The 11,667-nt window shown below is 64.1% G+C and carries 11 protein-coding genes and 1 tRNA gene; 8 read left to right on the top strand and 4 right to left on the bottom strand.

Going from position 1 to position 11,667, the window contains the following annotated elements; all coding sequences use genetic code 11:
- Positions 1–289 precede the first annotated feature (289 nt).
- Complete coding sequence (amrB, locus tag BBIA_RS12435; RefSeq protein WP_051924068.1) at positions 290–907, top strand: AmmeMemoRadiSam system protein B; 618 nt, start codon at positions 290–292, stop codon at positions 905–907.
- On the opposite strand, the gene BBIA_RS14350 is transcribed toward amrB, so the two are convergent.
- Positions 868–2,088, bottom strand: a complete 1,221-nt coding sequence (locus BBIA_RS14350) for an IS110 family RNA-guided transposase (RefSeq protein ID WP_033493293.1) — start codon at positions 2,086–2,088, stop codon at positions 868–870. The two genes, amrB and BBIA_RS14350, sit on opposite strands and share 40 nt — an antisense overlap.
- A gap of 264 nt (positions 2,089–2,352) precedes the next feature.
- On the opposite strand from BBIA_RS14350, the gene amrA reads away from it, so the two are divergent.
- From amrA to BBIA_RS12460, 4 genes are all read left to right on the top strand, one after another.
- Positions 2,353–3,384, top strand: coding sequence for an AmmeMemoRadiSam system protein A (gene amrA / locus BBIA_RS12445; RefSeq protein ID WP_051924069.1), 1,032 nt, complete (start codon positions 2,353–2,355; stop codon positions 3,382–3,384).
- A complete protein-coding gene (amrS, locus tag BBIA_RS12450) occupies positions 3,381–4,589 on the top strand; it encodes an AmmeMemoRadiSam system radical SAM enzyme (RefSeq protein ID WP_081892411.1) in 1,209 nt (402 codons plus the stop codon). Before amrA ends, amrS begins: the two co-directional genes overlap by 4 nt.
- 130 nt (positions 4,590–4,719) lie before the next feature.
- Positions 4,720–6,075, top strand: a complete 1,356-nt coding sequence (locus BBIA_RS12455) for a hypothetical protein (RefSeq protein WP_033493295.1) — start codon at positions 4,720–4,722, stop codon at positions 6,073–6,075.
- A gap of 126 nt (positions 6,076–6,201) precedes the next feature.
- A tRNA-Ala gene (locus BBIA_RS12460) sits at positions 6,202–6,277 on the top strand.
- Between the two features lie 240 nt (positions 6,278–6,517).
- Here BBIA_RS12460 and BBIA_RS12465 read toward each other — a convergent pair.
- Positions 6,518–7,222: a nitroreductase family protein gene (locus BBIA_RS12465; protein ID WP_033493296.1), complete on the bottom strand. Its 705-nt coding sequence runs from the start codon at positions 7,220–7,222 to the stop codon at positions 6,518–6,520.
- Between the two features lie 187 nt (positions 7,223–7,409).
- On the opposite strand from BBIA_RS12465, the gene BBIA_RS12470 reads away from it, so the two are divergent.
- On the top strand, positions 7,410–7,814 hold the full coding sequence (locus BBIA_RS12470; RefSeq protein ID WP_033493298.1) for a pyridoxamine 5'-phosphate oxidase family protein: 405 nt from the start codon (positions 7,410–7,412) through the stop codon (positions 7,812–7,814).
- A gap of 173 nt (positions 7,815–7,987) precedes the next feature.
- On the opposite strand, the gene BBIA_RS12475 is transcribed toward BBIA_RS12470, so the two are convergent.
- Both BBIA_RS12475 and BBIA_RS12480 read right to left on the bottom strand, forming a co-directional pair.
- The gene (locus BBIA_RS12475) at positions 7,988–8,530 is read right to left on the bottom strand and encodes a DNA-deoxyinosine glycosylase (protein ID WP_033493300.1); all 543 of its coding nucleotides are present in this window, start codon (positions 8,528–8,530) and stop codon (positions 7,988–7,990) included.
- A gap of 17 nt (positions 8,531–8,547) precedes the next feature.
- Positions 8,548–9,324, bottom strand: a complete 777-nt coding sequence (locus tag BBIA_RS12480; protein WP_238548524.1) for a response regulator transcription factor — start codon at positions 9,322–9,324, stop codon at positions 8,548–8,550.
- A gap of 260 nt (positions 9,325–9,584) precedes the next feature.
- Here BBIA_RS12480 and BBIA_RS12485 point away from each other — a divergent pair, with 260 nt between their 5' ends.
- Positions 9,585–10,424, top strand: coding sequence for a histidine phosphatase family protein (locus tag BBIA_RS12485; protein WP_033493304.1), 840 nt, complete (start codon positions 9,585–9,587; stop codon positions 10,422–10,424).
- Between the two features lie 225 nt (positions 10,425–10,649).
- Positions 10,650–11,600 carry a magnesium transporter CorA family protein gene (locus BBIA_RS12490; protein ID WP_033493306.1) on the top strand — a complete coding sequence of 317 codons (951 nt, stop codon included), beginning with the start codon at positions 10,650–10,652 and terminating at the stop codon, positions 11,598–11,600.
- Positions 11,601–11,667: the final 67 nt, after the last annotated feature.

The following is an 11,667-nucleotide window of genomic DNA, read 5'->3' on the forward strand; positions in this document are numbered from 1 at the left end:
TCGCTGACAATGCGGTTCGACCGGGAGTTTGACGATTGAGAGGCTGAATTCGCACGTTGCACGGCTCAGTTTGACGATCAAGAGGCTGTACAGCGAACATATGTCGTCAGCGATGACATATCGCGTGGCGAAAAGTCGCGATATGACGTCGTGAAGAGGCCGATGATGACATGTTGCGTGCCTCTCGATCGTCGAACTGACCTGTGCAGAGGTTGGAAACAGCCTCTCGATCGTCAAACATCGAGCGCCAAACGCGGCGACTATCATGGGAGCCGAAGAGGTGGTTGCCATGATGAGGTTGTTCCACAATGATGCCCGCGACGATGCCGCCCATACCCTGCCCGAATCGACGGCTATCCGCCCGGCCGCGGTGGCGGGTTCGTTCTATCCGTCCGACCCCGGCGAACTGAAGGACATGATCGACCGGCAGCTCGATTACGCGCGCACGCTGCTGCACGATTCCGGATTCGCGTGGCGGTTGCCTGCCGGCGCGCCCAAAACGGTGATCGTGCCCCACGCAGGATACGTGTACTCAGGAACCACGGCGGCGCTCGCCTACGCGCTGCTCGAACGCGGCCGCGGCACGATCCGCCGCGCCGTGATTATCGGTCCGACGCATCGCGTCGCCGTGCGCGGCGTCGCCTGCCCGTCCGCAGCTGCATTCCAAACCCCGCTCGGCACCGTGCCGGTCGACCGGGATGTGGAACGCCGTGCGCTCGCCGAGGTGCCGTCCCTGACCGTCAACGATGCGACGCACGCGCGCGAACATGCGGTGGAAGTGCAGATTCCGTTTTTGCAGCGCGTGCTCGGCGACGGTCTGAGCGTTGTGCCGCTCAATGCGGGCGACGCGAGCCCGGCCGAGTGTTCCTATCTTGTTGTCAAGTGTGGGGTGTGTTGTGTCTGGTAGGGGGTGTGGTGTTTGAGTATGGCGTGGATGAGGTCGCAGCGTCGTCTGGCGAGGGAGAGGAGGGCTTGGGTGTGGTGTTTGCCTTCGTTGCGTTTGCGTTGGTAGTACGCGCGTGAGCGTGGGTCTTTGATGATGGCGATGCTGGCTGATAGGTAGAGGGCTCGTTTGAGTTTGTGGTTGCCGTGTCGGTTGCCGGTGTCATGGTGGATGCTGGTGCCGGATTGACGTCGTGCCGGGCATAGTCCGGCGTAGGAGGCGAGGCGGCCGGCGTTGGGGAAGTTGTTCATGCCTTGGGTGGTGGTGACGAGCGCGATGCTGGTGCGTGTGCCCATGCCGGGTATGGTGCGCACGAGACGGTATTCCTCGTTTTGGGAGGCGAGTTGGTGCATGCGGCGTTCGATTCGGGCGCGCTGTTGCTTGTTCTCCCGGATGCGTCGGGCGAGGTCCTTGATGATCCAGTCGGTTTGCGGCCCGTCCTGGGAGACGACGGTGGTTTGCGTGTCGAGCGCGTCGAGTATGCGTGCGGGCAGGGTGAGTCCGGCGCGTAGGTTTGCTTGGACCCATTGCAGGATCTGGTCGCGTCCTGCCTCGCGTAGCCCGTGGGGGCCGCCGTATTCCTCGAGGAGTTTGCATGCGGTCATGCTGGTGATCGCCTCCCCGCCCAGGGCGCGTTCGAGCGCGGGGTGCAGGGTGTGCAGAATCGCGCGCAGCCGGTTGACGAGCCGGGTCGTGTCCGCGGCCAGGTCGTCATCGTATCCCGACAAGAGTTCGAGCGTTTCCAGGTTAGGGTCGATCATATCGACTCGTGTGAGCGTTGACGGGTTCGCCAGCGCGCATTCGGCGATCAGTCGCGAGTCGATGCGATCGGTTTTCGCGTGTCCGGACGTCATCTGCGCGTACCGGCGCATCGACAGGCCGGGCAGATAGGCGGTGTCCATGCCCATGGCGCCGGCCACGGCTAATGGCAGGGAACCGATCGTGTTGGTCTGGTCGACGACCAGCAGCGTCCTGCCGTGTTCCATGGCCCTGTCGTACAAGGCGCGCAATTCACGCTCGTCCTGGCCGACGGGCTTGTCCCACAATCGTTGGCCGTCCATGCCCATAAGCCATGCGTGATGCGCTCGTTTGCCCACGTCAAGCCCGAGCACGCACTCGTATCCCAATACGTCCAACCGTTCCATCACCGGCCTCCTTGCCCGTAGATCCTTCGCGTACGGGACGGCATGACGCGGGCGCCGGCACCCACATTACGAAGACGATCCACCGGACAGGTAGAATCGGCCTTGGTGTCCTGGTTCCTATTAGCGGTCACCACGCGTCCGGTACCCCGGCGGCATCACTCGGCAAGCCGTTCGTCCTGACAACGACGGCAGGGGGCAAAAGCCATACCGGGGACCGTGACCCGTACAGGCTCCACACTCTCATGAAACCCACTCAACAAGGTAATGGTGGGCGACGTGATCCGCGCCTTGTGGAGCGGGCCGGAAACGGTGATCGTGATCAGCTCCGACCTGTCGCATTATCATCCCGAATCGGTCGCCCGAGCGTTGGACGACGACACCATCGCGCATATCGCGCCGCTGGGCGAGCCGACGATCCGCTCGAACCGCGCGTGCGGCGCGTATCCGATCAACGGCCTGCTGGACGTGTGCCCGGGCAAGGGTCTGGCGCTGCGGTTCCTTGGATGCTCCACCTCGGGCGACGATGGGGAAGTGGCGCTTGCTGACGTTGGCTCCGGTTCTGGCGGCTGGCGTGCCGAACGCCCGCTGATGCGCGACCCGGACACGCCGGTCGTCGGCTACGCGTCGTTCGCCGCATGGGAGCATGATCCCGAAGCCCGTGACGTGCTGCAGGCTGAATCCGAACGGCATTCCACTACCGACGGTGCCACCAATCTGCCGGATCATGCCGACACGGTGCTCATCCGTCTGGCACGAGCCTCACTCGAACAGCATTTTGACCTTGCCAAGCCTGATGATCCCACGCCGGCCGACATCGTCGCCGCGCATCCCGAACTGAACCGTCCGGGAGCCAGCTTCGTCACTCTGACCGAACACGGGCAGCTGCGCGGCTGCATCGGCACCATCGAAGCCTACCGTCCGCTCGGCCGCGACATCGCCGAACATGCGATCGACGCCGCCATCCATGATCCGCGGTTCCGGCCGGTCACCGCCGACGAATATCCGGACATCAGCGTCGAAGTATCGGTGCTGTCCGCACCCGAGCCGATGCGCGTGCCGTCCCGCGCCGCATTGGAACGCATGCTCAAGCCCGGCCGCGACGGGCTCATCATCGACGACCGTCACGGCCATCGCGCCACGTTCTTGCCGCAGGTGTGGACCGAACTGCCCGACAGTCGCGAATTCGTCGGTCATCTGCTGCGCAAGGCGGGACTGCCGGCCGCCTATGAATGGCATGACGGCAGCGTGATCTGCAGCCGGTACACCGTCACCGCGTTCGGGGAGACGCGGCGATGAACACGGAAGACGGAGAAAGCGGGGCGACTGAGTTCGTGCGGGCGGCGACGCGCCCGACGGACGAACAGTTGGCCAGGAGCGAGACGGGCGAGTGCACTCCGACACGCACGCCTGTGACGGAGGAGTCGCGCGCCATTGCTCCGGCGACCGGTCGCTGGCAGCACCGATTGGCGGACGGACGCGCGCAATGCGAACTGTGCCCGCGCCACTGCACGCTGCGCGACGGGCAGCGTGGCTTCTGCTTCGTGCGTTCCAACCACCACGGCACGATCATGCTCGACACGTACGGCTTGAGCTCCGGCTTCGCGATGGACCCGGTCGAAAAGAAGCCTCTCAACCATTTCTACCCAGGCAGCGCAGTACTCAGCTTCGGCACGGCCGGCTGCAATTCCGCTTGCCGCTACTGCCAGAACTGGTCGATCTCCGCATCCCGCCAGTGGAGCACGCTCGCCGTCGAAGCGAGCCCGGAGAAGATCGCCGCGGTCGCCGCCGACTACGGCGCACGATCGGTCGCGTTCACGTACAACGATCCGATCATCTTCGCCGAATACGCGATCGACACCGCGCAAGCCTGCCACGAGCGCGGCATCGACGCGATCGCCGTCACCGCCGGCTACATGTCTGCCGCCGCGCGCGGCGACTTCTACCGGGTCATGGATGCGGCGAACATCGATCTCAAAGGCTTCACCGATGACTTTTATCGCCGGGTCACCGGCACGCGGTTGCGCGACGTGCTCGACACGATCGAATACGTATGCAACGAGACGGACACATGGGTTGAACTGACCACGCTGCTCATCCCCGGGTACAACGATGACGACGCGCAGCTGCACGCCGAATGCGCGTGGATCCGCGACCACTGCGGCCGCAACGTGCCGCTGCACTTCTCCGCGTTCCATCCGGACTACAAGATGCGCGATGTGCCGCCGACCCCGCTCGCCACGCTCGTGCACGCGCGCGAGATCGCGATGGGGGAGGGGCTGCGCTTCGTCTACACCGGCAACGTTATCAACCGGGACGGCGACACGACGTTCTGCCCGGGCTGCGGCGCGGCGCTCATCGTGCGCGACCGGTACGACATCGTCGCCTACCGGCTCTCCGCCGACGGACGTTGCCCCAACTGCGGCACGGCGATCCCCGGCCGGTGGAGCGCCGATGGAGCCGGTGGTTTCGGACGGAGGCGATGGCGCGTCGCCGCACGGTAGGATCGGCGCGCAACGCCGTGCGGCACGCCACGCGGATTTTGTGAAGATTTTGACGGGAAGCTGTGAGGATTACGTTGTTTTCACCTGCCGCCCAGCGCGTTGCCAAGAATTTTTACTAGGCTCACGAACCGTGAGGAATTTTTTCAAAGGCATATCGCTGACGTCGCTGGCCGCGGGCGCGCTCGCCGCGGTCACGTCGTTTCTGCTGTCGGCCAAGATAGGCATGGCCGGCTCGGTGATCGGCGTCGCCGCGGGTTCGATCGTCTCCGCGGTCTCATCGCAGATCTACAAAAACGTGCTGAGCGCTTCCGGTCAGAAACTGCAGGACGTGACTGGCGTTGGCTCGTCGTCGGATGACGGCAAAGCCGAGGACAAGGCCGATGCGGCCGCCGCCGGTGCATCCGATACGGCGAGTTCTGCTGGTGCGACCGGCGTGGCGAACGGCAATGACGAAACGACCGTGCTTGCGCCCGGTGCCGTCGCGTTGCAGGAGCGTGCGGATGCGGCTTCGCACGCAGGCCGCGTGATCAGCTCTGCGGATGGAACCGACGCGACGGTCGCCGATATGACTGCGGTTGGTGCGGACGGTACGACCGTGCTGTCGGCGGTTGGAGGCGTGTCCGGTGCGTCCGGCATGTCCGGCACGGAACAGGGTGGCAATACGCTGGCGAATCTGGTCAACGCGACCGAAACGGCGCATGATGGCGGTTCCGTCGATCATGCCGGCCAAGCCGGTCATGTCGGACGCGTCGCGTCGTCGCAGGGCGTGCATCATGTGGCCGCGCCGAGCGTCGCCACGACCGTCAAGCAGAAGCGCATCGCGCTGGGCGTCGCCATCATCAGCTCGCTGGTCGCCGTGGCCGCGACCGCGGGCATCATCATGCTGATTACGCAAGGCCAGGGCACCGACTCCGTGGTGCGCGACATCGTCAGCACCACGCAAACCCCGTCGCAGCCGAGCGATCAGGGACATGCCGGTGACACGTCGAACGGCGGTCCGACGGACACACATCACGGCACCGACTCCGGCACGACCGGCAACTCCGCCGACGGCACTGATTCGAACGATTCGACCGACTCCACCACGCAAGACGGCACCGAATCCAACGGTTCGACCGACTCCACCAGCGGGTCCTCGTCGGACGGAACATCGTCTGGTTCGTCCGACGGCTCGACATCATCCGGTTCGACCGGCACGTCCGGCAACTCGAACGGATCAAGCTCGTCCGGTTCGTCGAACGGCACGTCCACCGATTCCGGCACCAGCGGATCCACCGGCAGCGGATCCGACTCCTCGAACGGATCGTCTTCGGGCACGTCCAGCGGATCGAATTCGTCCGGCAATTCCGGGTCGACGTCCTCCGGGTCGTCGTCGAGCGGCAGCGACTCGTCATCCTCGGATTCCTCCAGCTCTTCCGGCGACACCGGCTCGACGAACAGCTCCGGTTCGTCCACTTCGGGGGACAGCGGCTCAACGGCGCAGTGATCCACCGGTCAGCCGCCGTCCGACGGTCCCGACAAACAGAACGTTCCAGGACGGCGGTCAAGGCGCGACACGCCGAGGTTGCACGCTTGCGAATCCTGTCGTAACCTATCTCAGGTTCGCAAGAACGGGGCTATAGCGCAGCTGGTAGCGCATCTCCATGGCATGGAGAGGGTCAGGGGTTCGAATCCCCTTAGCTCCACCATCAAAGCCCGGAAGCCAATCGCTTTCGGGCTTTCTCATACCATTCGCAGGGTTATAGGCCAAAAACTAGGAACCAGTGTTTGGCGTGACATTGTCCCTGGCGCAGTCGTCCTACTAGCACAATGTCACGCTATAAGGTCGATTTGCGTGACATTGTGGCTAGTAACTTCACTTTGCTCTCAGCAATGTCACGCAGGCGCCGCAATGAGACGGCCTCTACATGCCACAATCGCAGGGCCTTTTACCAGACGATGGTGTGCCCGGCGGCTGCGGCGCCCAGCTCCATGTGCAGCTTGGCAATGCCGAGACCAATGTCGGACTGCACGCCCTCCAACGCCTCGGCACGGACGGTGAGACCGTCGGCGAGCAGCGTGAACCGGAACGGCTGCTTGCCGAGAGCGCTCGGCGCCAGCTGGGCGGCCTCCAGTGCGCTGACAAACCACGCCGGCGCGTCGGCAAGCGTGCCGGCGCCCTCCACGGCGCCCAACTCCTCGACCGGCCTGCTGCGGTGCGGGCGTCCCGGACGGGCACCATGGCCAAGTGCGATCACCGCGGGCATGCGTTCGCCGTCCGCCAGATGCCAGAAATCGTCGTGCTCCGCCACCTCGTGCAGCACGGCCCAGCCGGTGTCCAATCCGAGCGACACGGCGGTCAGGGCGAGACGCTCACCGAAATATCCCGCGCGCTTATCCAAGTCGGCCGGGCCGGTGTCGGCGTCGTGTCCGATTAGCGCAAAGCACCAGCGCACGTTCTTGAACCGGCCGTAGTGCGTCGGGCAGCCGCCAAACGCGTCCGTGTCGTCATGCACCAGCCGGATATCGAGCCCGCCCTGAGCGTTCGCCTCGGCCACTGCGGCGCGCAACTTGTCCAACACCGCCGCATCGATCGGCTGGTCGGTGAAATCGCGCACGGCATGACGGGCTTCCATGGCTTCGGTGATATTCATTGCGGCTCCTCAACAACGTGTCCGGCGACAGACGACGGCAGACAGTAAAAAATGCTGTCCCCATCGTAGAAGACGCATGATATATTCTCTGAGAGATTTTTCACAGGGACGCGGTGGCGGACGCACGCCGACCGGCGTAGGCTGGAATCGTTTGGCAACCGTATGTCGTATGTGAAAGGACGCTATCATGGCAACGCTCACCGCTGAGATGAAGACCTTCATCGAAAACAACCTCGCGTGGATCGCCACCGTCGACAAGGACGGCAATCTCGACCTCGGCCCGAAGATGTCGCTGTTCGTGCTCGACGACAACCACCTCGCCTACCACGAGCGCACCGCCGGCCAGCATTACCAGAACCTTGAGAACGGTTCCCCGCTGGTCGTCGCCGTCGCGAACCTCGCCGAGAAGAAGGGCTACCGCTTCCGTGGCAACGTGACCCTGCACACCGACGACGCGATCTACGACGAGCAGGTTAAGGTCGCCGAGGAGAAGGGCACCAAGAAGCCCGCCGCCATTCCGGTGCTCGAGATCACCGAGATTCAGGACCTGTCCTCCGGCGCCACCGCCGGCAAGACCATCGAAAAGGACTGAGCCTTTTTCGATCGCGCATGGATTGTGCGTTGATAGTGCATTGATCGACAGTTGATCGTGCATGGTAATGGCCGGCACCCGCGGATCATCGCGGATGCCGGCCATTGCCGTTGGTAGGACGCTATTGGCAGGCGACACGAGCCTGATGAGCGTCGGACAAAAGATCCGAACCGTCAATCGTGTTTGGCGATCGCGCCCGCATCCGCGAAGGCTTTGCGGTAGATCTCGACCAGTTGCGGCAATCTCATGGACGCGTTCGCCGGACTGGTGGACGGCAGTTGGATCATAGGTACGGCGCATCCGGCCGCCGACAAACCCGGTTCGATCAGCCGACGGTAGAGCTGCCCGGCTTTCGTGCCGGTCGTGAGCACACGCGTAATCCGCGAACCGCGCACGATCGGCACGATGTCGTTCGGCATCGCATTGCGGATGGAGGAGTCGCTTGCTCCGGTGATGTCGCACGAGGCGATCACGTCCCACAGCGCCACATGATGTCGCAGCGCGAACGCCTGCCGTGAATCGGGGGAGTCGCCGGGCACGTCGCACGGATCCGCCGGGTCGGCGAACAGGGTGGCCATCACCGGCCAAAACCGGTTCTGCCGGTGCATGTAATAGAACCCGGCTTCGCGGGATTTCGGGCTTGGCATCGACCCCAGCACCAGCACGCGCGATTCCGCGTCCCACACCGGTCCGAATCCATGCTCCACATGTTCCATTCGGCTTGCCTTGCGATTCAGCGGATTCGATACTCGTGCCCGCGCTGCGTGATGAAGAACCCCATCCGGCGCATCTTGCGCGTGAGCGAATACAGGGTCGTCGCCATCACGGCGTGCTGCTCCGCGAATCCGACCCCGTCGCCGAACACGAGCCGCGACAGGTCGTCGAAGCTTAGGAACCGTCCGTCCGCGCGGATTAACGCCTCCAACGCCGAGTATTCGCGTGGCGACAGCGCGATCGGACGGCTGGTGCTGCGATAGTAGGCGCGTTGCGCGTGCGTGTCGAGCGTCAGATCGCCGTGGATGAGCAGTGCGGGCCCGTTTGTTCCGGCATGGTCGGGCGACAACAGTTCGATGTAGGAGAGCAGTTCCGTATCCGAAAACGGCTTGTTGATCGTGACGGCCGGATGCAGGGGAGAAGCGGGATCGCTGATGGCGTAGCGGCTGGTTTGCTCCCGTCCGCGTGGCATGGACGGCGTGGCCAGCAGCGCGATTTTCGGCAGCGGCCGACTGGCGCCGGGCACATTGTTGTCAGAACCGTCGCCGGAATCATCGGCGCGCGAACGGAGCAGCCGTTCGAGACGGCCCATAAGCTCCGTATCGGTCAGATCGTCAAGCAGCACCGCATCGTAATCGCGCCGGACGCGCTGGACATCCGCGTCCGCCTCGCCGAACGCGCGCTCCGACAGCAGAGCCCCGTCAAGCTGCTGCGCATCCGACGCCACGTCGACCGTGTGTCCGGCTGACTGCAGCGTTCCGGCCACGGCCATTACGAGGGCCGTACTGCTGGTCACGAAGAGCAGATCCATTGTCGCCTCCCGCATCCCCGCCGGACATCCGTATGCTCCAGCACGTTATATTCCAGCACTATAGTCCCGCGGGTGCGCAACGGAACTACCGTCTGACTGGGTCGTTTTGGCCGTCGTGTTCGGCACGGTCGCACTCATCGCGTGTTCGGCGCGTATCGCCCCGCGTCGCGTGCGATGCCGGCCCGCCGATATGATGTGAGCTGAACGGAAAACGTCCGACGCGACTGTGCGAAACGGGGGAGACGATGATCGACGAAGTGGTGATGCTCAGGCACGGGAGGACCTCGTACAATCTGGCGCGGCGGCTGCAGGGGCAGATCGACGTGCCGCTCGACATCGTCGGCCAGTGGCAGGCCGATCAGGCCGGTTTCGAACTTGCGCAACGCTACTACTGGGCCAAGGTCGGCAACATCGCCCGCAATCCTCAGCTGCTCGCCCAGCCCGGTCCCGACGCGGCCGAACGCAGCAGCATCGACGAATACCGGCAGGCTCCGGCGTCTCGGCGCAGGCTCGCTGTTGTCGCGTCTGACCTGTTCCGCGCGCAGCAGACCGCGCACGCGTTCGCCGATCTGCTCGGCATTCCGGTCGAGCTTGATCCGCGTTTGCGCGAACGCAGGTTCGGACAATGGGAGGGCCTGACGCGTGAGGAGATCCGCGCGATGGACGAGGCCGCGTACGTATCGTGGCGCAGGCACGAGGGCGGCGAGCTCGCGTACGGCGTGGAAAGCCGGCGCGACGTGGGCCGCCGTGGTGCCGAGACGATGCGTGAGATCGTCGCCGATCCGCGCTATGCCGGCGAGCCGACCACGCTCGTGGTCGTCGGCCACGGATCGTGGATTGCGGCCACGATCGAAACGCTGATCGGTCTCGACCCGGACGGCAACGCGCTCGGCGGCATCCGCAACGCGTCGTGGAGCCGGCTGAGCGTGGTCGGCGCGATGGGCGGCGTGCCGCTCGACGAGCCGGTTTGGCAGCTCGACGAGTTCAACCGGTCGCCCATGATCGCCCAATACGCCGATTGGGAGAACGGGCCGGCGGACCTGCGCGGCCCGGGCATGCCGGGTTGGAAGCCGATCGCCATGTGACGCGGACGCAACGGATCCGGGCCGGCGTGCAGACGTGCGAGAATGCGCGCCCGCACGCAAACTCACGCAAACGCACGTATTTCGCACGCGAACATGAACACGATGTGCCGATATGCCCGTCGCGGCGGGCCTGTCGCACCATAGGGACTATTCTTGTCACGGTTTTACACGGGGACGCGGCGACACGCGCCGCATTCGAACGGCGGAAGGCGGGTGAGACGAGACATGCTGAGAATTTTCAGCACCATCAACGGCCAAGTGGAGCAGGTGCAGAAACCCGAGAACGGTTCGTGGATATCGCTGAGCGAACCGACCGACGTGGAGCTCGCCACCATCGCGCAGGAAACCGGCGTAGATCTGGCCGACCTGCGCGCCCCGCTGGATGACGAGGAACGCTCGCGCGTCGACATCGAAGACGACTACACGATGATCATCGTCGACATCCCGACCGTCGAGGAGCGCGGCGGCCGCGACTGGTACGAGACGATCCCGTTGTCGATCATCGTCACGCAAAGCCTCATCATCACCGTGTGCATGCAGGACACGCCCGTGCTCCACCCGTTCATGGAGGGCACGATCCGCGGGTTCAACACGTTCATGCGCACGCGGTTCATCCTGCAGATTCTCTACCGCAACGCGACCATGTACTTGCGCTACCTGCGCATCATCGACCGCGAAAGCGACAAGCTGGAACTCAAGCTACGCCATTCCATGCAGAACCGCGAGATCGTGATGCTCATGGAGCTGAGCAAGACGTTGGTGTATTTCACGACGTCGCTCAAATCGAACGAAATCGTGATGGAGAAGCTCACCACGCTGCCTCGCGTCAAGCAGTATCCGGATGACGAGGACCTGCTCGAGGACGTCATCACGGAAAACAAGCAGGCCATCGAGATGGCGAACATCTACAGCGGCGTTCTTGCGAACATGACCGACGCGTTCGCCTCGATCGTGTCCAACAACCTGAACAACGTGATGCGCATCTTCACGATCATCTCGATCACCCTGTCGGTACCGACGCTCATTTTCTCCATGTACGGCATGAACTTCCAGACCGGCATGCTCGGCATGCCGCTGAGCGACAAGCCGTGGGGCTTCGCCGCGATCATCATCATTTCGATTGCCCTGTCCGCGGTGGTGACATGGTTCCTCACCCGTTCCCGCATGTTCAAGTAGCCGCGTCGCGAGCGGTCCGCGCGCTGGCGGCCGGATGCGCGCTCGCGTCGCTGGCGATGCCGCTGGC

The sequence above is a fragment of the Bifidobacterium biavatii DSM 23969 genome (assembly GCF_000741165.1).
Classification (GTDB): domain Bacteria; phylum Actinomycetota; class Actinomycetes; order Actinomycetales; family Bifidobacteriaceae; genus Bifidobacterium; species Bifidobacterium biavatii.